Below are 20,448 nucleotides of genomic sequence, written 5' to 3' on the forward strand. Positions count from 1 at the left end.
GAGAAACGCATCGCGCACCACAGCGACGTTCTGCATCTGACTCCAATTTGTTCGCCAAGAACGAATCGGAATCGAACAAGTCAGGAGAGTCCAAACATTAAGAAGTCGTGTGCATCATCAACGGCGCGTAGCGATTGCGCTGCGGGGCGATGTGGGGCCGTGCGCTGTCCGCACAAATTCGGCCCGTCGGCCGGACTAATCCTTTGACACGAAATCCTTCAAGCGAAGCCGGCTCCGGTGATCCGCATGCGTTTCTTCGCCCGAGGGATTGAGGCCCCGAAAATAGGTCTTTTGCCACCGCTGCTGCGTTGCCCCCGATCCCGGGTCCTGCAAGTCGGTATTGAAGGCGTTGCGGCCTTCGGACCACAGTCTGTGCTCGCGCTCGATGTCGGGCGCCTTCGATAGTGGCAACGTCTCCGGCTCGATCCGCTCAAGACTGCCACGCTCAATCGGAAAAAGATGGCAATAGGGCTCCCTCCGCTCAAATCGTATCTTTGTGTTTGAACGCGTGAATCGCCAGTTCATCGTGAAGGTGTACGGTGACCAATCCGTCTCGATGACCCCGCTCAACGGCGCAATGGCGTCTTTCGGCCTGTTGATGGGTCCGGTGACAAAAAGGTCGAAACCAGGATCGGTGCGGAACAGGCACGGGACGTGGAAGGTCAATACACCATGTCCGAAGTGACTCACAGCCGGCGCGTCGGTGCCGAGATCAGCCTTGACCCGAATGGTCTCCTTATGATTGAGCCCGTCCCAACGAGCCGAGAAGCCTGACGGACAGAGCAGTTCCCAGCCATGGGCGTTTGCAATGTTGAGTGGCAGGCAGCGGTACGCATAGCGCTGGTCGGAAGCATCCATCCAATCGCGCTCGGGCGATGCAGGCCGGATGTGAACCGCATGGCCGTCCATCGTATAGGCAATGAGCTTTGGCATCACCCAGCCTTATCGCGAGAACCAGCTGCTGCCGCTGCTTGGCGGACCAGTCAACTTATAGCTCAACCCTACGCGAACAATGTTTTCAGTCAATTTCGCCGAGTGGTCCCAAGCGTACGCGCTGAGCCCACCGATGTTCTGCGGTGCCGGGGCCATCCGATCACCGAGATCGACATAGAGATATTCGAACTTGGCGGTCCAAGGGCCGCTCACGACGGCCTCCCAGCCGACGCCCGCCGTCCAGCCCGGCTTCACACGGGAGTCGGAGCCCGCAAATCGAAAGCCACTGAAGCCGGGAAAATCTGTTGCCGTCGAAAATGCATAATCCGCATAGGCGAGGCCCGCGGTCACGTACAGCATGTTCGATTGATTGGCCAGGATTCCCAGACGCCCACGGACCGTGCCGAGGTAATTCGAGCGAAAACTGTTCTCCCAGGTGGTTGATACGCCGGCCGCGAGCGGAAACGGCCCGCGCAGCTGGGACGATTGCAGATCTGTGTAGTTGATGTCGGTTTCTAGTCCGATGACCGTCTTGTCATACTGCACGTTGCAGGAAAGGCCGCCGCCGGCAGTCAGCCCTCCCGTGTTCCGGGTACTGATCGAGCCCGCCTGTTGAGCGGCGATTTCGGGAAGGACGCCGTTACGTTGCGCGAAATCGATGATGGCGCCATTTGGATCGGAAGAGAATTGCGCCTTGGCTGAACCATACCCCGCATTCACGCCGACACTGCAGCCAGTCCAGCTGAACGGGGCGACTGGCGGCGGCGCCTTGACCGGCATATAAGCGGCCAACGCCGAGTTCGTCTCGTCGAAGCGCATCCGGAAATGCGCTTTCGCCTCCCAGGCATCGATCCCGGGTGTGAAGAATGACAAATAGCCGCCCGATAGCCATAGTTCGGCTTGCGATCCAAGTTGGGCGCGAACGCCGCCACGCAGCTGTCCATGCCAGCGCGTGAGCCCAATGTCGGTGCCGTCGATCGTGGTAACGGTATCGACAAGCTGTTGCGTGTCGTATCGCAACGTTGCCTGGACGAACGGCTGCAGTAGGAAACGCTGGTCGACCACGAAATCTCGATTGACCTCCACAGAACCTTCGACGTGGCCCCAGCTGTAGGCTTGGCCGGGGATGGGAAATCCCTGGCCGCTTGTAACGCCCCCGACGTCGTCGTGAGCATGAAAAAACGTGAACCGGGGCACGACGCGCGCCCATGGCGTATCGACAATCTGGGTCAGGCTCGCCGATAGAAACACGCGGTCGACAGGCATATTGGCACCATGGCCGAAAACGTCGAAGGCACGATCAAGCCGTGCGTAACCGAGCCAGGCATCAAACAGTGTCGTTGGGCTGACGAGCCATCCCAGGTAGGGTCCGCCGCCGATTCCCGACTGGTAAATCGATGCATTCAGTCCGTCGTAGGTGACTTTGGTGCTTTCAGGATTGAACGCAAAGCCGGCAACGAGATCCGGGCTGACACGGTAGTCGAGCCCGTATGTGAGTTCAGACAGCGTGCCGTACGACGTGAGTCCGACGATGCGGTCGGTGAAATTGACCTGGCGCGGTGTTACCCAAGCATGCCAACCGTGGCCGATCGACGCATAGGAAGGATTGGTGGCGATGCTTGCGTACTGGTTGAACCCCGCAAGGATCGCGTCCGAGATGAAGTAGCTGCGTGCAAAGTCCGTCCCCAACGCGCGTGCGAGGTTCGCATGCGGCACCGGCATTGGCGATGGCGGTGGAGGTGGTGGCGGCGCCGGTGGTGGTGGTGGCGGCGGTGGCCCCGGCGGAGGCGGTGGCGGCGGTGACGGTGGCACCGGAGTGGGTGGAGGTGGAGGCGGAGGTGGCCCCGGCGGCCCTGGTGGCGGTGGCGGCGGCGGCGGCGATATCGAACAGACCTGGTCACGGAACGCATTGACATCGTTTGATATGGATTTTTCGCCGATCAGAGGTCCTAGGACGCTGCCCCAGGCCCTGAACTTCTCATGATCGTCGAACGATGGCGGAAACACCTCGGTTGCAGTGTCCGTTCGCAGATCGAGGAAGGTAGGTCCTCCGGTAAGCGTTCCGCTCTTGCTGAAGCGCCACATGAATCCAGTCTGCGGATCGCCCTGCACGCTGCTCGCATTGATGCAATAGTCGTTGGTCGCGGAGCGATAGCCGTCGAAGCCCAGATGGATTCGGTCCGCGGCGACCGCGACGTTGCCGGAAACGAGCGACGCCGCGGTCCCCAATAAGAAGGGACGAACTCGCGTCTGCCAGTATCGCTCCGTCGGAGCGGAACATGCGTGCTGTCGGTTGGATCCTACCGAGGCTTCGGTTGGCATCGTTGATGGAATCAAGGCCGAACGAGTTCGCGGTGCATCCATCCGCGGTCTCCACAAATCAGCCCCACTGCACGCTAACGCTTGGGGATGAAATATTCAGTCACATAATTGCGGCGTGATGAATTGCTACCTGAAATAGTTTCTTGATGTTGCCGCGTGGCAACGATTCACTACAATTTCCACGATAGTTCCTCGCAACCTCGCGCGATCGGCGCCGAACTCTCCGCATCGTCGCGCAAGCTATGGCATAAACTGCACCTTGCTCCCGTGGGCCGCACAACGATCGCGTTCGCGATCCGACTCCAGTTTGTTCGCGAAGAACGAATCGGAATCAGGAAAATCGGCGCGATCCAGATGTTAACAACGCACATACATCGACCGCATCCGAACAATCGATGTTGTATCATGATGGGATTATTGCTCTCGGCGTGCAACACCGCGGCACATCTCAGGCACACTGCGTTCTCCCGCATCACTGATCGATCGATGAGTCGCACCACGGCCACGTTCCCGATCCGACTGTTCGCGAGGAACGAATCGGAATCGAAAAATCGACGCAAAACGATACTTAACAAGAGGTTTGCGCGATTCGATGCCGCGGCGCTTCGTACGGCGGATGAGCGCAAGCGTAATCGGACATCCACCGACGACATCACCGCGTCGGGTTGCTCCGCGCCCATTATCGGCCGCGCTTCGCGCGGACCGGTCGGGTCGCCCGCCCTGCACGCTGAGCGAGCCGCCAGCCTTTGAGGTGAAGCCAGAGCGCTTCGGCGACCGGTCCGTGCGAATGCTGGCGATGACGGACTGCCGCAAGATTTTCCTCGCGGCCCGGAAAATTCGGTCCGGCGATGCTGATCAGCCTGCCGTCCCGCAGCTCGTCCTCGATCAGCCATGCGGGCAGATGGCCCCAGGCAAGACGATGCAGGATCAGCTCCTTCCTCATCATCTGGTCCGGCACGCTACACTGATGCGCACCTTCGATCAGGAAGAAGTTTTCCGGCGACGCTCGCCGCGCCGTGTCGCGGATGACGCACTGCGTGAAGGGGCGCATCTGCTCCGGCGTGACTTTCTTCGTCCACGCAAACGGCAGAAAGCCGGGAGCGACGACCGGCACCATGGTCGTGCTCGAGAGCTTGATCTGCTCGAAGCGCGAATCGGACGGCTCCGCGCGATGAAACACCAGATCGGCGTTATCATCGATCAGGCGCTCGAGCGGTCCGCCGACCGCCTCATATTCCAGGTGCAGGCGCGTGTTGGGATAGCGGGCAAAGAACGCCGAGAGCATCTGCAGCACCGGCGGCCGCGGACACAGGTCGCCGATGACGATGCGCAGGACGACCTCTTCTCCGCCGGCAAGCTGCTCCGCATAGCCCTGCAGCAGATCGAGTTCGCGCAGCGTCACCTGCGCGCGTGCGTGAAACGTCCGGCCGGCGTCCGTCAGCCCGATACGGTATCCGCTGCGATCGAACAGCGTGAGGCCGAGTTGCTGCTCGAGCCGGGCGACAGCCGCAAACACCGACGGGTGCGACCGGTTCAGCGCCGTGCCGGCGGCCTGAAAGCTTCCCTCGGTCGCGACAGCGTCAAAGCAGCGCAAATCGTGCAGCTTGATCCGATCCATTGTTCATAAAACCTACAGAGATTGATCAATCTTAGTAATTTTTCTTCGAAGGCGCGAGTCCTAGCCTGGGTCGACGCGAAGCCTGCCGGCTTCCACCAGCACAAGGGACTGACGAGATGAGCGGCGATCGACACTTCACCACGGCGGATGGCTGCCGGATTGCGTACCGCATCGACGGTCCCGACGATCGGCCGGTGCTCGCGCTGTCGAACTCGATCGCCACCAACCTGCACATGTGGGATCGTTCGATGCCGGCCCTCAGCCGGTCGTTTCGGGTGCTCCGCTACGACACCCGCGGTCACGGCGGTTCGGACGCGCCCACGGGCGCCTACTCGATCGACCGGCTCGGCCGCGACGTGGTCGAACTGCTCGACGCCCTCGGCATCGATCGCGCACATTTCCTCGGTCTGTCGCTCGGCGGGTTCGTCGGGCAATGGCTCGGCATCTTCGCGCCTGACCGCATCGACCGCCTGATCCTCTCGAACACCTCGTCCTATCTGGCGTCCGAACTGCCGTTCGACGAGCAGATCCGCGCGGTGCTTGCGGCCAAGGACATGAATGGAATCGCAGACGGGTTCATGCGCAACTGGTTTCCGGCGACGATGCTGGCCGCGCCGAACGAGGTCGTCGACGAATTCCGCAACATGGTGCTGACCACGCCGCCGCGCGGTCTCGCCGGATGTTACGCCGCACTGCGCGACGTCGATCTCCGCCGCGCCATCTCGCTGATTGCGGCGCCGACCCTCGTCATCGGCGGCGAGAGCGACACGGTCACGCGGGCCAGCCACAGCGCTGATATCGCCGCGACAATCACCGATGCCAAGCTCGTCCTGCTGCCCGGCGTTCACATCCTCAACATCGAGCAGCCGGATCGATTCAACAGCGAGGTCGTGAGCTTCCTGGCGCTCTCCACCACATGACTGCGTAGCCCGGATGAGCGAAGCGACATCCGGGACCGCTCCAAGAGTACGTGATCAGGCCCGCATATCGCTTCGCTCGTGCGGGCTACATGGATCACGCACCACATGTTCCCCATTCGACTCCATTTTGTTCGCAAAGAACGAATCGGAATCGAGCAAATCGGCGCGAAGCGATTCTTAACAACAGGTTTACGGATTCGATGGCGATCGGCTCTGTGGAGCGGATTAGCGCAAGCGTAATCCGCCCTCTGCCGCGTTGAGACAGCGCCGGGTTACACGGAGCTGACCCTCCCTGCGCACCGTCCAACGTCGTATTCAAGCTCCGGCCGCAGCGCGCGCATCTTCTCCGCCAGCCTTTGGCTTGCCGTCTCCTCCGCGCGCGCGAGGCGATTGACCAGCGCGACATAATCCGCATCGCTCTTGTGCTGGTTCAGCTTTGACTGGCCCTCGATCTCGTCGACGACGATGTCGATCACCCTGATCCCCGCCAGCATCGCTTCGCGCTTGCCGGGCTCCATCTGCGTCAGGTCCCAGGGCTGCTTTTGCAGCCGCGCCTCGGAGACCGCGAGCAGCGCGTCGCCATGGCCGCGGTTCTCGCCGTGATCGCGCAGATGCGCGACGCCGGACAAATGCACCGCCTCGTAGAGCCAGGTCGAAACGTTGTCGGGTGAGACATACCAGTCGTTCGAGATGTAGGTGTCATCGCCGGAGACGATCAGGAGGAAGCGCCTGACACCGTCGGCGAGCTCGACCAGCGGATTCTTCGCGGTGAGATGGATCTGCACGATCACGCGCTCGTCGCGCCGCTCGATCACGAACGGCACGTGGGACGCGCGCGGGCCGCGTGCATCGGCGGCGACGATGGCGCCGAAGCTGCGCGCGGCCGCAAAGGCGAGCGCGCGGTCTTGCTCAATGCGAAACTGGGGACGGAGGATGTGCATGGCGGCGGCGCTCGCGAGCTGGAGGGAGACGACCCAGCAAGGCTAGCGCAACTTTCGCCGGAGATCACCGCCATGCACGATCCGGCTCAGCAGATCATGGCATTGTCGCCGTGATCGCAGACACCGCCGGGCTGGTCGCGCGGCAGCGCCTCGGACTCGCCGAAATGCGGGACCGCCATGCGCGGCGGACCGCCGCTCCAGCGGCCGGCGGCGGCATGGCTCTTCGCGAGTGCGGATGGGCCCGCCGCCGGCACTCCGTGTGCCGTGGCCGACGCCGTCAGCATGGCGAGCGCGGTCAGCGCGGCCGCAATCTGTTTGATCCTGGACATCAGTTGCTCCTGTTGGATTCGGCGCGCCGGCGCATTGTTCGCCGCCCGCCGATCGGTTCGCGCTCACATCATGATCGATCGCTCTGCCGTCTTGTTCCGACGCCATGAGGCAAGCGTTTGGATGCAAGACAGTCCACCCGTGCATCTTCTTCCACGTCGATCCGACACGATCGGTTGATCGCAGCGTGACAGACGAGGTCCCGACGCGAACCGGCAAGACAAACCCGGCTGCGCCGCCTGCGACAAAACAGCCCCACGGGCAACTCAGCAAAACCTGTCGATATCAGAATAAGAAAATATTCCGCTTACTGCCCTTTGCTCGCGGCCCATGGGTGCGATCAGACAAAACATGTCGCGAGAATGCGGATGTATGACTCGCAGCGCACCACACGTTCGATGTCGTCCCGGCGAATGGAGAAAGATGCGCGCGCCGACTCCATCACCGTCATGCCGGCAGTAAAGGCGAGGGCTTTGCGCAGGAATGATCGAGCTTAGCAATGCCGCGGAATCCCAATCCGCCGTTGAACTGACGGCAACTGGCAGGTTACGCTGTCTCCACGCTCACGCCCTCCCGCTGGAAGGATTCCCCATGAACGGCAATCGATATTATGGCGTCCGCGTCGAGGGCGCGAAATACGGCGTGGGGTTCGGCTCGGCGCTGGCGATCGCGATCTCCTACACCAAGAACCATTCGATCCTGTGGGCCATCATCCACGGTATCCTGGGCTGGCTCTACGTCATCTACGCCGCACTGTTCGGGTGATGCGCACAAGATGACGATCATCTCAATCCAGTCACAGGTCGCCTGGGGCCATGTCGGCAACAGCGCCGCCAGCTTTCCGATCCAGCTGCACGGCATCGATGTCGTCGCCGTGCCGACCACGCTGCTCAGCAATCGGCCGGGCTATCCGACCATCCGCGGCCGGGTGCTCGACGTGCAGCTGGTCGCTGACCTGCTGCGCGGCATCGAGGAGCGCGGCGCGGTCGAGGCCGCGCGGCTGATCCTGTCGGGCTATCTCGGCTCGGCCGACATCGCGATGGACGTGGCCGACTTCGTCGAGCGCGCGAAGGCGACGAACCCGGCCCTGCTCTATTGCTGCGATCCCGTGCTCGGCGACCGCGACCGCGGCATGTTCGTGCGATCGGACATTCCGCCGCTGGTGCGCGACCAGCTCTGCCCGCTCGCCGACATCATCACGCCCAACCATTTCGAGTTCGAATTCCTCTGCGGCGCGCGCGTGACGACGATCGATGACGTCGTCGCGCAGGCGAGCGCGCTGATGGCGCGGGGACCTGCGACCGTCGTCATCACCAGCGCCGAGCTGGCCGGCACGCCGCACAGCGAGATCGAGACGCTGGCGATCGAGCGCACTCAATCCGACAAGACTTGCGCCTGGCGCGTGCGCACGCCGCGGGTTCCGATCAGCCCGTCCGGCACCGGAGACCTGTTCGCCGCGCTGTTCGTCGCCGCCCGCGCGCGCGGCCTTGCGACGCCGGATGCGCTCAGCCACGCTGCGTCAGGCATCCACGGCGTGCTGGAGCGCACGGCGCAGAGCGGGACCGAGGAAATGCGCATTGTCGAAAGCGCCGGCGTGATGCTTGATCCGAAGCCGCGCTTCGCGGCGGTTACCATCGCCGCATCCTGACATCCGGGACAGGTCTTCATGATCGACATCACCACCCTCCTCACCTACGCCGCCGTCGTGCTCGGCCTGTTCCTGATCCCCGGGCCGGCGGTGCTGCTGGTGCTCGCGCGTTCGGTCACCGGCGGAGCGCGCGTCGGCGTCGCGACCGGGTTCGGGATCGCGCTCGGCGATCTCGTCCACACCGCGATGGCGACATTCGGCCTCTCGGCCGTGCTGATGACCTCGGCGCTGGCGTTCTCGGTCGTGAAATATGCCGGCGTGATCTACCTGATCGTGCTCGGCGTCCGCGCCCTGTTGGAGAAGAACGACGAGCTGGATTTGCCGGCGGCGCAGCCGGTCGATCCGCGGCGTGCGTTCCGGCAGGCGATCTGGGCGGAAATGCTCAATCCGAAGACCGCGCTGTTCTTCCTCGCCTTCCTGCCGCAGTTCGTGCACCCCGGCCACGGCTCGGCGGTGGCGCAGTTCGCGACCCTCGGCCTGATCTTCGTCGTGATGAGCGCGGTCTACACCTCGCTGCTGGCGCTCGCCGCCGGCCAGATCAGCCCGTGGATCAGTCGGCATCGCCGCATCGGGCAGTGGCAGGGCCGCGTGGTCGGCACGATCTATATCGCGCTCGGTGTCCGCCTTGCGTTCCAGGAGCGCTGATGTCCCCGCTCAAGCCGCAGGCCAGCTACGACGACTTCGCCCGCCTCGATATCCGGATCGGCGAGGTCGTCGAGGTGCAGCCGTTTCCCCGCGCCCGCAATCCGTCCTACAAGGTCGGCGTCGATGTCGGCGCCGGGCGAATCATGTGGTCGAGCGCACAGATCACGAATTACGAGCCGGCGGCGCTGGTCGGCTCGCTGGTCGTGTGCATCTGCAATCTCGGGCCGAAGAACATCGCAGGTTTCACCTCGGAACTCCTGATCCTCGGCGCCAAGGACGCCAGCGGCGAGGTGATCGTGCTCGGCCCGCGCAGCGAGGTTGCGATCGGCGAGCCGATCTTCTGACGTCGGGCTGATCACGGCCGCGTGATTCAAATCGTCTGGATTCCCCGTAGTTTACCGATGGGGGATCACCCGGATTCTCCGTGCCCGCGCGCGCTGCTATTGCAACGCGCGAGAATCGCTTCGGCATGGGAATCGGAAGAATGTCCGCAGTTTTCTTTCACTGCTCCGACGACAAGCACGTCATCCTGGATCGCACCGGCGCCGCGATGGATCTGGCGGAGGCGCGCGTGTATGCGGAGCAATTGGCGCGCAGCTTTGTCATGACACCGAGCGTGGAGGACTGGCGCAACTGGGCAGTCCACGTCACCGACGACATCGGAACCGAGATCTTCGAGCTGCCGTTCACCGCCATCCTCGGCGAGCTGCACTGAGGGCATGCCATGAATGCGATGGAACTTGCCCTGCAGCCGTTGCGACGCCGCCTCGCCCGCCTCATCGCGCGCTGCGTCGCGCTGATCGATGGCGTCATCAATCCCTATCGCCCCGAATTGTACTACATGCGCGGACCAGGCCCGAAATGCCGCGCCCGGCGGCAAGCCGCACTGCGCGACTAGCTTCGCGGCATCCACAGCGAGAAAAGGCCGGCGGGCGTTACGCCACCGGCCTTCTCCTGCAGCTGCCGGTTCCCGGAGTCCGGTTCCGCTGCGATTCCACTTGGTCCTGAGCTTGCGACGACTGTTTTAATCAAATCTTAACGGCATGGCGGTGAGCTGGTTCAAAGGACTCCTTCGCCGTGCGGCGTGGCTTGTTCGTTCGTCGTGCTTGATGCGCTGCACATCGTTTTTGCGCCGATCGCACGTTGATTGTGCGCCACGCATCTTAGGGAATGCTCGACTCAGTGTTACCCTGTGATGCAAACCGAAACGGAGACTTCGGAATGCCGTACTACACCTTCGATCTCGTGGTGGGGGACGAGTTCCGCAATCAAGGAACCATCATCCTCGAAGACATCAGCCTCGCCTCCGACCGCGCCGACCAGCTCGCCAACGAGCTGTCGCAGGTCAAGCCGGAGCTGAAGGCGCGCGGCTGCGCGGTGCGCGTCACCGACATCGACCGGCGCGAGCTCTACCGCACGCCGCTCGATCCCGTGCCGCGGTGGCGCCGGGCGGGCTAGCGTCCGCAGGTTAGGGTTGCGGCGATCGCGCTCGCGCGGTCCCAGTGTCGTTACGCGACGGCGGGGTCGCCTAGCCCGCCCGCCGTCAGCTCTGATGCGGTCCGCGCATCATCTTCAGCGCGTCCTCGATATGGCGCCAGTCGCGCGCGTCGTCGGTCTCGCCCTTGCTCTCGCAAGCCACGGCGTTCTGCGCGGCCTGGGCGATCGCCTCCGGACCGTGCTTCAACAGCATCTGCCGCGCGATGGTGTGGATTTGCATCTCGGCTAACATGGCGCTCTCCTCGGCTGTCGACTGCTGACATCAGAAACCACTGAGCGCCGCGTCTGGTTCCAGCAGCGCGCCGGGCGCGACACAATCAGCGGTTCCCACACGGTGCGGCGGCGGTTACAGAAAGAGCCATGGCGCAGAACATCTACGACGATCCCGGCTTCTTCGCCGGCTACAGCCAGCTGCCGCGGCAGGTCCGCGGACTGCTCGGCGCGCCCGAATGGCCGGCGATCCGCGCCATGCTGCCCGATGTCGCGGGCAAGCGCGTGGTCGATCTCGGCTGCGGCTTCGGCTGGGTATCGCGCTGGATGCGCAAGCAAGGCGCATCCGACGTGCTCGGCATCGACCTCTCGCAGAACATGATCGCCCGCGCCGCGGCCATGACGCAGGATGCGGCGATCACCTACGAGATCGCCGACCTCGAGACGCTCGAGCTGCCGAAATCGACATTCGATCTCGCCTACTCCGCCCTCGCCTTCCACTACATCAGGGATTTCGATCGCCTGGCGCGCATGCTGTATCGCGCGCTGGTCCCGGAGGGGCATCTGGTCTTCACCGTCGAGCATCCGGTCTACATGGCGGCCGTCCATCCGGACTGGGGGCAGGACGTAGACGGCCACAAGACCTGGCCGGTCAACCGCTACTTCATCGAAGGCGAACGCCGGACCGACTGGTATGTGAAGGGCGTGCTGAAATATCACCGCACCATCGGCACCACGCTCAACGTGTTGATCGGCGCCGGCTTCACGCTGCGCCATGTCGAGGAGTTCTGCCCGACGCGGGAGCAGGTCAAGGCCGCGCCCGAACTGGCCGACGAGCTCGAACGGCCGATGATGCTGCTTGTGTCAGCGCAACGCTAAAGCATGATCCGGAAAAGTGCGAAGCGATTTTCCGAGGAGATCATGCTCTAACTGAAGAGCTAAAGCGCGATGAAGCTTCAACCCGAACTCATCGCGCTTTGGCGTCAAGCCGCGAGCAGCTTGTCGAACTCGTCGGGCGGGTATGATTTCCCGTCCTTGTCGGTGATCACCACCTGCCACCCTTCGCTCGCCCAGACCTTGGCCTTGGCGATGATGATGAAGGTGCTCTCGCGCTCGATCCTGACCGTTTCGTTCTCGCGTTCTGCGATCATCTTGTAGGCCAACGCTTGTCCCTCGCCGACTTGGTCCATCCGGCGTTTGTTGGCAGCGGCTTTGGGCCGGATTTCGCTGGGACTGTGACAATTTGGTGGAACCGCCGGCACAGGATCCGCCAGCGCGCAACGTTCGGTCGTGCCTATGCGAGCTTTCCCATCAAGGTCGGCATATCCAGAGGTCACGGTGTCGCGAAACGCCGATTCCACGCAGGTCCAGGTCGTCACGAACGTGCGCAGGTCGCGCCAGGTACCGCTCGCGACCACGCGCATCAGGTCGGGCTGGTATTCGTGATGCAGCTTGTTGCCGGTCATCGTCGTGGTGCCCTCGCGCGGCGCATCGAGACCGACCTCGATCCGGTGCGTGCCTCTGCCGTCATCGAGCGTGCGAAGCCGTCAGTTTCTTGATTGTTGTTTGGCATGGCCGCCCTCCAAAGCAGGACGGAGGTTATGGCGCCGGCTCGCCCTGTCGACGCATGCGGCGCGCATGGCGGCCACAAGAAAAACCCCGCCCTGGAGGGACACCAAGGCGGGGAAGGTTCATTGGGTAGAAATCCACGCGCCTGGAAATGGAGAGCGCGGGGAAGTAGCGGCAACAATTCTATTTGCCGCCGTCATTCGGACAACAGGATTAAAGCGCGCGCAACGCCGGGACTTTTTCCCGATCGAGCTGGCAAAAATCCCGAACCTGGCTTGCGCCACGCTATTTACTGCACCACGTCGAGCCTGACATTCGTGATGCCCTTGCCGATCATGCCGAGCGATTGCGCCGCAGAATGCGAGACGTCGACGATGCGCCCGGGGACGTAGGGTCCGCGGTCATTGACGCGCACGGTGACCGAACGACCGCTCTTGACGTCGGTCACGCGCAGCTTGGTGCCGAATGGCAATGTCGGATGCGCGGCGGTCAACTCGCGCCCGTCGAACTTCTCGCCGCTCGCGGTCGGCTGCTCCTCGCTGTAGAAGCTCGCGACGCCCTGCGACGCAATCTTGGTGTGGCCGGTCCTGCGCGAGGCATACGGCGTATGCTTGCGCGCCGTGGCGACACGTGTGCGTGTCGCAGATGACGCAGCCCGCGTCGGCTCGATCGACGCAGGCCGGCTCGCTAGCGCCTGTGAGCGCTGGCTGACAACGGAGGACTGCGCGCACGCCGCGAGCGACGCCGCGCCGATCATCACGGCGAGCAGCCGGAGCGGCTTTCGGGCATGCGCAAACAGGATCGGGGCCGCAGCACCATGCGCGCTGCATTTGACGCCGACGTACGAGTTGACTGCATCGTCGCGTGACATGTTGCACCCCCAACTTGCGCCCCCAGCCCAAGCCGAAAATCCAACGGCCTATCAGCCGAATCCAATCGGGGCGGAACGGTGGCGGAGCGCGGTCAGACCTGCCGCACGCGATGCGATTTCCCCTCGGATGTGGTGGATGCGCCACACAACCCGGACGCTTCACCCGGAAATACCGGCTTGAAGCGCCGCACTCGGGCCGTGGATGGCCACGCCCCCTCGCCCCCGGGTTTCGGTTCCCCAAACTCCCCAACCTCTCCACCCTCTCGCCTTGCTTTGGTCAAACCGGGCTGGAGTCGTGGGGACAGGGTCAGGGGTCAATACAGAGCGTAAATTTGCCGGCCGCCCATTTGCGGTTGACCTTGGAATGAAACGGGGACCGCCATGCAATCGACACTGAAAGACGCAGATCCACACGATATTTTCGCGATCGAACCGAGCTTCGCTCCGGTACGCCCGGACAACGCCGCCGCGCCTGCCGGAAGGACAGCGCCGGGGCAGCGCGAGCCCTATTTCGGCTCGAGCCTCGCGCCTTCGTCCACACCCCCGGTCGCGGCCGTCGCCTCGGTGCCGCCGGTCACGCCAATGTCAGTGGCGGCCGAGCCGGCCTATAGCGCGCCAAGCCATGACGGCCGACTGGACGACATCAGATTGGACCGCGCGCCGCGCCCCACCAGCAAATGGGCGATCCGCGCCTTCTGGTTCTGCTTCGCGATCGCTGGCGCCATGGGCACCGCGGCGTGGCAGCACTACGGCGATCGCGCCAAGCAGATCGCCGCCGAGTGGGCGCCTCAGATCGCTGCACTGACTTCGCTGATCCCAGGCAAGGCAGCCTCCGCCTCGGATCAGGTGAGTGCGCCGCCAGCACCGGCGGCGACAACCGATCAGGCGGCAGCTGAAGCTGCACCGGCCACTCCGCCACAGGACGTCGCCACGGCCGTGCCCGCCACGGCCGCGCCGGCGCCCGCCCCTGCCGCGGCACCGGCTGCCGCAGGAGCGCCGGTTGCGCCCGCTACCGCGGCGGCACCAGCCGCAGCGGCACCCGACCAGACGCAATTGCTGCAATCGATGGCGCGCGATCTCGCGTCGATGGGACAGCAGATCGAGCAGTTGAAGACCAGCATCGATCAGCTCAAGGCCGGCCAGGATCAGTTGGCACAGCGCGTCGCGAAGACGACCGAGACCAGGGCCGTCGAGCCGCGGCCGGTCGCTCCGCCGCGCCCGCGCGCCGCGGTCACGCCGCAGGCGGCGCCGCATGCCGCCGTTGCGCCGCCACCGGTGCGCCGGCCGGCGCAGGCCTATATCCCGCCGCCTCCACCGCCTGCATCAGCAACACCGCTGCCGGCTCCCGCCGCCGCCCCGCAGGCGGTTGCGGCACCGCGGCCGGTGCAGCAGCAGTCCTCGGTTGTTGACGCGGATGATGGCGGCCCGGTGGTTCGGCCGCCGATGCCGCTGCGCTGAGCCTGACCGACCTTTAAAAAAGCTTGCGGCCGATCGCGATGACGCGATCGGCCGCAATACACTTTGTATTCGAATTACGCGCTCTGTCCCGGCGGCAGAACGACAACGGTCGCGCCCGGCTTGACCCGCTGATAAAGGTCGATCACGTCGCCATTGGTCATGCGAATGCAGCCCGACGAGATCGCCTGCCCGATATATTCGGGCTGGTTGGTGCCATGGATGCGATACAGCGTGTCCTTGTTGCCCTGGTAGAGGTAGATGCCGCGGGCGCCGAGCGGATTGGCCGGTCCACCGGCGACACGCTTCGGATACGGCCCGAGCCGCTCCTGGATATCCTGGGTCGGAACCCAATCCGGCCATTCGGCCAGGCGGCCGACGGTGGCGACGCCGGAGAAGGCCATCGCCTCCTCGCCGACGGCGACGCCGTAACGGATCGCCTTGCCGCCGGGCAGCACGTAATAGAGGTAGCGCGCGTCGGTATCGACCAGGATCGAGCCCGGCTGCTCCCGACGGGTGTACTCGACAATGTGCCGCTGGAACTGCTGCGGGATCTTGGCATCCGCATAGGGCGGATGCGCCAGCAATTGCCGATCGCGCGACGTCATCGCGACATCCGTCGCCGGCGACAGCGTCGCCTGCATGCAGCCGCCAAGCGCAAGCGATCCCACCAGCACCGCAGCAAGCCCCAACTTTGACACGATCATTCTCCCCTGCGTCAACTTGTGCCACATGCTGCCGAAATCGTGCTCAAATCGTGGCAACGAGGTTGGAACACGTCTGTTTGATCGGTTCTTTCCGTGAGTGTGTCCTGGCGGTTGCACTCGGTTCCCTTGGACGCTAGCCTCACAAAAAACGTCCAAAACCTCCGGAGGAAATTCATGCGTTACGCCCTGCTGATCGGCGGCCTGATTGTCGCAGCAACCCCTGCCCATGCCGATCCGCGCGCGGCCTATGTCACGATGGTGCTGCAGGCCTTTGCCGCCAAGGTCGAGTGCCCCGGCACCGATCTGGTTTATCAGGACCTCGTGCAGCGGGCGCAGGACATGCATCTGCCCGACGGCACCACCGAGAAGGTGCGCAAGGCGATCGCCTTCATGCATACCGGTGGCAAGATGGGCGAGAAGCAGGCCGACGACCTGATGACGGAAGTCGCGATCGCAACCCAGACCACCGACCTCGATCAGCGCCGCGCCGGCAGCATGACGACCTGGTGCCAGGACCAGAAGACGCGGCTCGCGGGCTACATCAGGACGAAGGAATAGAAAGCGTTTTCGAGCGAAGCCTGTCCCGCACTTGATGCGGGATGGGCACCGGTTCGCGTGAAGAAAACACGTCGAACGAGAATCCTCAATCGAGCTCCGGCGGCGCGAACCAGTTGGTCAGCGACAGGCCGCCATCGACCACGATCGACGCCCCGGTGACGTAACCGGAGAGCTTGTGCGAGAGCACGGCAAGCGCCATCGGCGCAAGATCGTCCGCCTGGCCAAGCCGTCCGAGCGGAATATGCTTTGCCAGCGCGGGATCGGCGACGAAGCCGCCGGCCGCGATCGCGCCGGGCACCAGCGCATTGACGCGGATGCCATAGCGGCCCCAGCTCTTGGCAAGCTCCTTCACCAGCATCGCCATGCCGGCCTTCGCGGTCGAGTAATGCGGCAGGTTGCGTGGCGTGCCGGCATGCAGCGAGGTGAGCAGCAGGAACGAGCCCGGCGTCTTCGCCGCGATCAGCCTGCGCGCCAGTTCGCGCGACAAATGAAAGCCGGCATCGAGATTGACCGCATGCATCTGCCGCCAGATCTCTTGATCGACGGCCATCGCATGATCGGCTTCGCGGCGCGGCGGCGAAGCACTGTGGACGAAATGGGTCACCTGCCCGAGCGAGGCTTGCGCATGCGCCAACAGGGCGTCGCACGCCGCGTGCTGCGCGAGATCGCCGGCCCACGCGACCGCGAGTTCGGGACGCGGCGCGGCCTTGATCGCCGCCAGAACCCTGTCCTCATACAGATCGGCAAACACCGTCCGCACACCTTCGCCGACCAGCGCCTGCGCAATGGCGCGGCCGATGCCGTTGCCCGCGCCGGTGACCAGGGCTGTCTCGCGTGCGGGATCGAACGGCGATGTGAAGAGGCTCATGATCGCGAAACTCCCGGGATTGGCAGACCTGCGCTCAGTAGGGCGGCGCCTTGCGCGCCCGCTGTGCCTTGGCGGCTTCGATCCACCAGGAAAAATCCTCGGCAAAGCGCGGAAAGGCGCGTTCGAGCGCCTTGCCGCCCTCGCCGATCGGCTTGCCCTCGGCCGACAGCGTCTGCGCGATCGGCCCCGCACCGATCGTGCTCGATACCACCACCATGCCCATCTCGGACAGCGTACCGTGCCAGGCGGTCGCGGCACGCACGCCGGCGAACCGCCCGGCCGAATAGCTTGCGATCGCCGCGGGACGCCAGAACCATTCCTCGAGGAAATGGTCGGTCAGGTTCTTCAGCCCGGGCTGAATGCCCCAATTGTATTCGCCGGTGACGAACAGGAAGCCGTCGGCGTCGCGGATTTTTCCGGCGAGCGTTTCGAGCACGGCCGGCGCCTGCCCCTTGGGATGTTCCTTGTACATCCGGTCGAGCATCGGCAGGCCGACCTCCTTGGCATCGATCAACTCGACATCGTTGCCGCGGGCACGAAGACCGTCGACGACGAAGTGTGCCAGCCGGATGCCCATGCGATCCGAGCGGTAGGAGCCGTAGAACACGAGAATGCGGTGGGTCATGACAAGCCGATCCTAGCACGCTGCGGCAACAGCGTCCTGCGGTGCGGCGCGCGGCCAGCCGCCTCGCGCAAGTGTTAACCGGCATTCCGGCTCGCTTCGCCGGCATTAAGCAATTCGTCGCAGGCCCTTCGCCGTGGCCAAAAATCGCCAGATTTGTTTTCTGGATATGTTTTCGCTTCGAGAAGGAGGAACCGACATGCGGATCGCAAAGCTGGTTTTCGCAGGCTCGCTCGCAGCCATCGCCGCCGTTGCCACGCCCGCGCTGGGCAAGAGTACCGAGCGGCAGAAGGCCGACGACAAATCCACGACCACCACTTCGTCCGGCTGCCAGGCCTATCAGCAGGCCGCCGATGGCACCTGGAACCAGCTCCCCTGCGGCGAAGCGGGCTCGAACGGCGCCACCCAGCACCGCCCCGCGGCCAAGGGTGCTGACGACGACGAGCACTGACGTGTCACGCCCTGCCGCCACGCGCGGCCGGGCGACGCGGCGCCTTCGACTTTCGGACCAAACGGCCGGGGCCGTTGCGGCGGCTCCCGCATCATAAACCCAAGCTTAATGCACGCCCGCTACGGTTGAGGCCTCCCCTCTCTCGTCAAGAATGGCGCGCATCCCATGAAAATCGGTACTCTCCTGACGGCCGCGATCGTCTCATTGTCCGCGGTCGGCGGCGGACTGGCGGCCTATGTCGCGGTGACCAAGTACCAGACCATGGACAAGGTCTCGACCGCGCAGAGCCGGCTCGAAATCGTCCGCGCCGTCGGCGACATCCCGCGCTACATGAACTCCGAACGCGGCATGTCCACCAACCTCTTGTTCAGCACCGGTGCGATCGACCAGAAGCAGATCACCGATCTCGACAAGCTGCGCAAGCTGACCGACGGCGCGCTCGCCAAGGTCAATCAGGTCCGCGCCACGCTGCCCGGCTCGCTCGACGACGGCGAAGCGGTTGCGAGCGCGATCGATGCGCTGAAGGCCAAGTTCGCCGCGCTCCGCGACGCGATCGAGAAGGCGATCGCAGGTCCGGTCGATGCCCGCCGTCCGGCGGCAACCAAGATCGTCGCCGACAACTCCGTCTTCAACGCCGGCGTCACCGTGCTGCTCGACGAGCAGGTGCGCCGCCTCGCCGGCCTTGACGGCAACGCCTACCGCCAGGCCAGCTACGCCAATGTCGCCTGGACGCTGCGCGACACCGGCGGCCTCAATGCCAGCCTGCACAAGGCGCTGGTCGGCGCCAAGCGCGTCGCGACCGAACAGGAAAAGCTGGAGCTGTTCCGCAGCACCGGCCGCACCGAGCAGATCCTCTCGACGCTGCAGGAGTTGCGCAACAATCCGGCGACATCAGCCAATGTCCTGACGGCGCTGGGCAAGATGCAGGCCGACTACGTCGAGCGTTTCGGCAAGGCGCTGAAGCTCGCCAAGGAAGGCGCGATCTCCGGCAAGTATGAGCAAGACGTCGAGACCTATTACGCCGAATCCCAGATCGGCCTCGCCTCCATCATCACCGTGCGCGACGCATTCTACGAGAATGCCGAGCAAGGCCTTGCGGGCGCCTATTCGTCGGCGCGCTTCAGCTTCGTGGTGGCGCTGATCGGGCTGCTCGCGGTCGTTGCCGTCAGTGCCGGCCTGATCGTCATGGTCCGCCGCCGCATCCTCAACCCGATCGCGGCCCTCACCGGCCGGATGTCGCGTCTTGCCGCGGGCGAAGTTGCCGAGACGATCCCGGGCGCCGCGCGCAAGGACGAGATCGGCGCGATGGCCGCCGCCGTGCAGGTGTTCAAGGACAACAAGATCGAAGCCGATCGCCTCGCTGCCGAGAAGGAAGCCGAGAACGACGTCAAGATGCGCCGCGCCCGCGTGCTCGACGATCTGACCCGCGCCTTCGAAGCCAAGGTCACCGAGCTGGTCGGCGGATTGTCCGCGGCATCCTCGGTGATGGAGGACACGGCGCAATCGATGTCGGCCACCGCCGCCGCCACCAACCGCCAAGCCGCAATCGTCGCCGCGGCGTCCGATCAGACCTCGACCAACGTGCAGACGGTGGCGAGCGCCACCGAGGAGCTGACCTCCTCGATTTCGGAGATCGCCCGCCAGGTCGCGACCTCGACCGAGATCGCCGCGCGCGCGGTCGATCATGCCCGGCGTACCGGCGACACCGCGCGCTCGCTGGCCGAGGGCGCGCAGAAGATCGGCGACGTCGTGACGCTGATCCAGAGCATCGCGGCACAGACCAATCTGCTCGCGCTCAACGCCACCATCGAGGCGGCCCGCGCCGGCGAGGCCGGCCGCGGCTTTGCCGTGGTCGCGTCCGAGGTGAAGTCGCTGGCCGGCCAGACCGCGAAGGCAACCACGGAGATCTCCGAACAGATCACCGCGATCCAGACCGCGAGCGACGAGACCGTGACGGCGATCCGGAGCGTCATCGACGTCATCACCGAGATCGACCAGATCGGCACCGCGATTGCCGCCGCGATCGAGGAACAGGGCTCGGCGACCAAGGAGATCTCGCGCAGTGTTCAGGAAGCCGCGCGCGGCACCCAGGAGGTCAATTCCAACATCTCCGGCGTGCAGCGCGCCGCCGACGACACCGGCGGCGCCGCGAACCAGGTGCTGGGCGCGGCCGAACAGCTCTCGACGCAGTCCAAGGACCTCGCCGGCCAGGTCAACCGCTTCCTGTCCGACGTGCGGGCGGCGTAACCGAGAGCACGTGGCGACCACGTGGCAGGTTTTCTCCTC

General features: G+C 64.5%; 25 protein-coding genes. 14 read left to right on the forward strand and 11 right to left on the reverse strand.

Translation table 11 applies throughout. The features are described from left to right. Positions 1–195: 195 nt before the first annotated feature. Positions 196–933 carry a DUF6065 family protein gene (locus Q2M23_RS12900; protein ID WP_316395801.1) on the reverse strand — a complete coding sequence of 246 codons (738 nt, stop codon included), beginning with the start codon at positions 931–933 and terminating at the stop codon, positions 196–198. A gap of 9 nt (positions 934–942) precedes the next feature. Then, positions 943–2,655 (reverse strand): autotransporter domain-containing protein, encoded by a 1,713-nt coding sequence (locus Q2M23_RS12905; protein ID WP_316395802.1) that lies wholly within the window; start codon positions 2,653–2,655, stop codon positions 943–945. 5 nt (positions 2,656–2,660) lie between these two features. Between Q2M23_RS12905 and Q2M23_RS12910 the strand changes: the two genes are divergently transcribed. Beyond that, positions 2,661–2,846, forward strand: a complete 186-nt coding sequence (locus Q2M23_RS12910; RefSeq protein ID WP_253590386.1) for a hypothetical protein — start codon at positions 2,661–2,663, stop codon at positions 2,844–2,846. Between the two features lie 1,088 nt (positions 2,847–3,934). Here Q2M23_RS12910 and Q2M23_RS12915 read toward each other — a convergent pair. After that, on the reverse strand, positions 3,935–4,873 hold the full coding sequence (locus Q2M23_RS12915) for a LysR family transcriptional regulator (RefSeq protein ID WP_316395803.1): 939 nt from the start codon (positions 4,871–4,873) through the stop codon (positions 3,935–3,937). A gap of 116 nt (positions 4,874–4,989) precedes the next feature. Here Q2M23_RS12915 and Q2M23_RS12920 point away from each other — a divergent pair, with 116 nt between their 5' ends. After that, positions 4,990–5,793, forward strand: a complete 804-nt coding sequence (locus Q2M23_RS12920; RefSeq protein WP_253590388.1) for an alpha/beta fold hydrolase — start codon at positions 4,990–4,992, stop codon at positions 5,791–5,793. A 272-nt stretch (positions 5,794–6,065) separates the two neighbouring features. Here Q2M23_RS12920 and Q2M23_RS12925 read toward each other — a convergent pair whose 3' ends face one another. Together Q2M23_RS12925 and Q2M23_RS12930 are read right to left on the reverse strand one after the other, a co-directional pair. After that, on the reverse strand, positions 6,066–6,734 hold the full coding sequence (locus tag Q2M23_RS12925) for an FMN-binding negative transcriptional regulator (protein WP_316395804.1): 669 nt from the start codon (positions 6,732–6,734) through the stop codon (positions 6,066–6,068). A gap of 86 nt (positions 6,735–6,820) precedes the next feature. Then, complete coding sequence (locus Q2M23_RS12930) at positions 6,821–7,063, reverse strand: hypothetical protein (protein ID WP_316395805.1); 243 nt, start codon at positions 7,061–7,063, stop codon at positions 6,821–6,823. Between the two features lie 589 nt (positions 7,064–7,652). Between Q2M23_RS12930 and Q2M23_RS12935 the strand changes: the two genes are divergently transcribed. From Q2M23_RS12935 to Q2M23_RS12965, 7 genes are all read left to right on the forward strand, one after another. After that, complete coding sequence (locus tag Q2M23_RS12935) at positions 7,653–7,826, forward strand: hypothetical protein (RefSeq protein ID WP_016840760.1); 174 nt, start codon at positions 7,653–7,655, stop codon at positions 7,824–7,826. A gap of 10 nt (positions 7,827–7,836) precedes the next feature. Next, positions 7,837–8,709 (forward strand): pyridoxal kinase PdxY, encoded by an 873-nt coding sequence (gene pdxY, locus Q2M23_RS12940; protein ID WP_316395807.1) that lies wholly within the window; start codon positions 7,837–7,839, stop codon positions 8,707–8,709. Positions 8,710–8,727: 18 nt separating this feature from the next. Further along, positions 8,728–9,354, forward strand: coding sequence for a LysE family translocator (locus Q2M23_RS12945; RefSeq protein ID WP_316395808.1), 627 nt, complete (start codon positions 8,728–8,730; stop codon positions 9,352–9,354). Further along, the gene (locus Q2M23_RS12950) at positions 9,354–9,698 is read left to right on the forward strand and encodes a tRNA-binding protein (protein ID WP_225163046.1); all 345 of its coding nucleotides are present in this window, start codon (positions 9,354–9,356) and stop codon (positions 9,696–9,698) included. The genes Q2M23_RS12945 and Q2M23_RS12950 overlap by 1 nt, the downstream gene beginning before the upstream one ends. Before the next feature lie 140 nt (positions 9,699–9,838). After that, positions 9,839–10,069 carry a DUF6894 family protein gene (locus tag Q2M23_RS12955; protein ID WP_028332292.1) on the forward strand — a complete coding sequence of 77 codons (231 nt, stop codon included), beginning with the start codon at positions 9,839–9,841 and terminating at the stop codon, positions 10,067–10,069. 9 nt (positions 10,070–10,078) lie between these two features. After that, positions 10,079–10,252 carry a hypothetical protein gene (locus Q2M23_RS12960; RefSeq protein WP_229193178.1) on the forward strand — a complete coding sequence of 58 codons (174 nt, stop codon included), beginning with the start codon at positions 10,079–10,081 and terminating at the stop codon, positions 10,250–10,252. Between the two features lie 323 nt (positions 10,253–10,575). After that, entirely contained in the window at positions 10,576–10,812 is a 237-nt protein-coding gene (locus Q2M23_RS12965; RefSeq protein ID WP_016840755.1) for a hypothetical protein, read from the forward strand. An 85-nt stretch (positions 10,813–10,897) separates the two neighbouring features. Here Q2M23_RS12965 and Q2M23_RS12970 read toward each other — a convergent pair whose 3' ends face one another. Beyond that, complete coding sequence (locus tag Q2M23_RS12970; RefSeq protein ID WP_016840754.1) at positions 10,898–11,083, reverse strand: hypothetical protein; 186 nt, start codon at positions 11,081–11,083, stop codon at positions 10,898–10,900. A 128-nt stretch (positions 11,084–11,211) separates the two neighbouring features. Between Q2M23_RS12970 and Q2M23_RS12975 the strand changes: the two genes are divergently transcribed. Next, the gene (locus Q2M23_RS12975; RefSeq protein WP_229193177.1) at positions 11,212–11,940 is read left to right on the forward strand and encodes a class I SAM-dependent methyltransferase; all 729 of its coding nucleotides are present in this window, start codon (positions 11,212–11,214) and stop codon (positions 11,938–11,940) included. A 104-nt stretch (positions 11,941–12,044) separates the two neighbouring features. Here Q2M23_RS12975 and Q2M23_RS12980 read toward each other — a convergent pair whose 3' ends face one another. Together Q2M23_RS12980 and Q2M23_RS12985 are read right to left on the reverse strand one after the other, a co-directional pair. Next, positions 12,045–12,527 (reverse strand): hypothetical protein, encoded by a 483-nt coding sequence (locus Q2M23_RS12980; RefSeq protein WP_316395809.1) that lies wholly within the window; start codon positions 12,525–12,527, stop codon positions 12,045–12,047. 392 nt (positions 12,528–12,919) lie between these two features. Beyond that, positions 12,920–13,501 (reverse strand): septal ring lytic transglycosylase RlpA family protein, encoded by a 582-nt coding sequence (locus tag Q2M23_RS12985; RefSeq protein WP_141343298.1) that lies wholly within the window; start codon positions 13,499–13,501, stop codon positions 12,920–12,922. Positions 13,502–13,882: 381 nt separating this feature from the next. On the opposite strand from Q2M23_RS12985, the gene Q2M23_RS12990 reads away from it, so the two are divergent. Continuing rightward, positions 13,883–14,959, forward strand: a complete 1,077-nt coding sequence (locus Q2M23_RS12990; protein ID WP_316395810.1) for a hypothetical protein — start codon at positions 13,883–13,885, stop codon at positions 14,957–14,959. A 74-nt stretch (positions 14,960–15,033) separates the two neighbouring features. Here Q2M23_RS12990 and Q2M23_RS12995 read toward each other — a convergent pair whose 3' ends face one another. Further along, positions 15,034–15,663 carry a L,D-transpeptidase gene (locus Q2M23_RS12995; protein WP_016843930.1) on the reverse strand — a complete coding sequence of 210 codons (630 nt, stop codon included), beginning with the start codon at positions 15,661–15,663 and terminating at the stop codon, positions 15,034–15,036. A gap of 174 nt (positions 15,664–15,837) precedes the next feature. Here Q2M23_RS12995 and Q2M23_RS13000 point away from each other — a divergent pair, with 174 nt between their 5' ends. Next, positions 15,838–16,221, forward strand: a complete 384-nt coding sequence (locus Q2M23_RS13000; RefSeq protein ID WP_016843931.1) for a hypothetical protein — start codon at positions 15,838–15,840, stop codon at positions 16,219–16,221. Positions 16,222–16,306: 85 nt separating this feature from the next. On the opposite strand, the gene Q2M23_RS13005 is transcribed toward Q2M23_RS13000, so the two are convergent. Both Q2M23_RS13005 and Q2M23_RS13010 read right to left on the reverse strand, forming a co-directional pair. Next, positions 16,307–17,089: an SDR family oxidoreductase gene (locus Q2M23_RS13005; RefSeq protein WP_316395811.1), complete on the reverse strand. Its 783-nt coding sequence runs from the start codon at positions 17,087–17,089 to the stop codon at positions 16,307–16,309. A gap of 34 nt (positions 17,090–17,123) precedes the next feature. Further along, a complete protein-coding gene (locus Q2M23_RS13010; protein WP_057019944.1) occupies positions 17,124–17,714 on the reverse strand; it encodes an NADPH-dependent FMN reductase in 591 nt (196 codons plus the stop codon). A gap of 196 nt (positions 17,715–17,910) precedes the next feature. Between Q2M23_RS13010 and Q2M23_RS13015 the strand changes: the two genes are divergently transcribed. Both Q2M23_RS13015 and Q2M23_RS13020 read left to right on the forward strand, forming a co-directional pair. Then, the gene (locus Q2M23_RS13015) at positions 17,911–18,162 is read left to right on the forward strand and encodes a hypothetical protein (RefSeq protein WP_057019943.1); all 252 of its coding nucleotides are present in this window, start codon (positions 17,911–17,913) and stop codon (positions 18,160–18,162) included. A gap of 165 nt (positions 18,163–18,327) precedes the next feature. Then, positions 18,328–20,409, forward strand: a complete 2,082-nt coding sequence (locus Q2M23_RS13020) for a methyl-accepting chemotaxis protein (RefSeq protein WP_076832096.1) — start codon at positions 18,328–18,330, stop codon at positions 20,407–20,409. Positions 20,410–20,448 lie beyond the last annotated feature (39 nt).

It is taken from the genome of Bradyrhizobium sp. 33ap4, assembly GCF_032654765.1.
Lineage (GTDB): Bacteria > Pseudomonadota > Alphaproteobacteria > Rhizobiales > Xanthobacteraceae > Bradyrhizobium > Bradyrhizobium australafricanum.

Coding starts and splice junctions, on each gene's coding strand:
- Q2M23_RS12900 (WP_316395801.1), bottom strand. CDS start 933: ATGCCAAAGCTCATTGCCTATACGATGGACGGCCATGCGGTTCACATC.
- Q2M23_RS12930 (WP_316395805.1), bottom strand. CDS start 7,063: ATGTCCAGGATCAAACAGATTGCGGCCGCGCTGACCGCGCTCGCCATG.
- Q2M23_RS12905 (WP_316395802.1), bottom strand. CDS start 2,655: ATGCCGGTGCCGCATGCGAACCTCGCACGCGCGTTGGGGACGGACTTT.
- Q2M23_RS12990 (WP_316395810.1), top strand. CDS start 13,883: ATGCAATCGACACTGAAAGACGCAGATCCACACGATATTTTCGCGATC.
- Q2M23_RS12970 (WP_016840754.1), bottom strand. CDS start 11,083: ATGTTAGCCGAGATGCAAATCCACACCATCGCGCGGCAGATGCTGTTG.
- Q2M23_RS12920 (WP_253590388.1), top strand. CDS start 4,990: ATGAGCGGCGATCGACACTTCACCACGGCGGATGGCTGCCGGATTGCG.
- Q2M23_RS12910 (WP_253590386.1), top strand. CDS start 2,661: ATGGCGGTGGAGGTGGTGGCGGCGCCGGTGGTGGTGGTGGCGGCGGTG.
- Q2M23_RS12935 (WP_016840760.1), top strand. CDS start 7,653: ATGAACGGCAATCGATATTATGGCGTCCGCGTCGAGGGCGCGAAATAC.
- Q2M23_RS12950 (WP_225163046.1), top strand. CDS start 9,354: ATGTCCCCGCTCAAGCCGCAGGCCAGCTACGACGACTTCGCCCGCCTC.
- Q2M23_RS12975 (WP_229193177.1), top strand. CDS start 11,212: ATGGCGCAGAACATCTACGACGATCCCGGCTTCTTCGCCGGCTACAGC.
- Q2M23_RS12960 (WP_229193178.1), top strand. CDS start 10,079: ATGAATGCGATGGAACTTGCCCTGCAGCCGTTGCGACGCCGCCTCGCC.
- Q2M23_RS12915 (WP_316395803.1), bottom strand. CDS start 4,873: ATGGATCGGATCAAGCTGCACGATTTGCGCTGCTTTGACGCTGTCGCG.
- pdxY (WP_316395807.1), top strand. CDS start 7,837: ATGACGATCATCTCAATCCAGTCACAGGTCGCCTGGGGCCATGTCGGC.
- Q2M23_RS12945 (WP_316395808.1), top strand. CDS start 8,728: ATGATCGACATCACCACCCTCCTCACCTACGCCGCCGTCGTGCTCGGC.
- Q2M23_RS13000 (WP_016843931.1), top strand. CDS start 15,838: ATGCGTTACGCCCTGCTGATCGGCGGCCTGATTGTCGCAGCAACCCCT.
- Q2M23_RS13015 (WP_057019943.1), top strand. CDS start 17,911: ATGCGGATCGCAAAGCTGGTTTTCGCAGGCTCGCTCGCAGCCATCGCC.
- Q2M23_RS13010 (WP_057019944.1), bottom strand. CDS start 17,714: ATGACCCACCGCATTCTCGTGTTCTACGGCTCCTACCGCTCGGATCGC.
- Q2M23_RS12925 (WP_316395804.1), bottom strand. CDS start 6,734: ATGCACATCCTCCGTCCCCAGTTTCGCATTGAGCAAGACCGCGCGCTC.
- Q2M23_RS12955 (WP_028332292.1), top strand. CDS start 9,839: ATGTCCGCAGTTTTCTTTCACTGCTCCGACGACAAGCACGTCATCCTG.
- Q2M23_RS12965 (WP_016840755.1), top strand. CDS start 10,576: ATGCCGTACTACACCTTCGATCTCGTGGTGGGGGACGAGTTCCGCAAT.
- Q2M23_RS12980 (WP_316395809.1), bottom strand. CDS start 12,527: ATGACCGGCAACAAGCTGCATCACGAATACCAGCCCGACCTGATGCGC.
- Q2M23_RS12985 (WP_141343298.1), bottom strand. CDS start 13,501: ATGTCACGCGACGATGCAGTCAACTCGTACGTCGGCGTCAAATGCAGC.
- Q2M23_RS12995 (WP_016843930.1), bottom strand. CDS start 15,663: ATGATCGTGTCAAAGTTGGGGCTTGCTGCGGTGCTGGTGGGATCGCTT.
- Q2M23_RS13020 (WP_076832096.1), top strand. CDS start 18,328: ATGAAAATCGGTACTCTCCTGACGGCCGCGATCGTCTCATTGTCCGCG.
- Q2M23_RS13005 (WP_316395811.1), bottom strand. CDS start 17,089: ATGAGCCTCTTCACATCGCCGTTCGATCCCGCACGCGAGACAGCCCTG.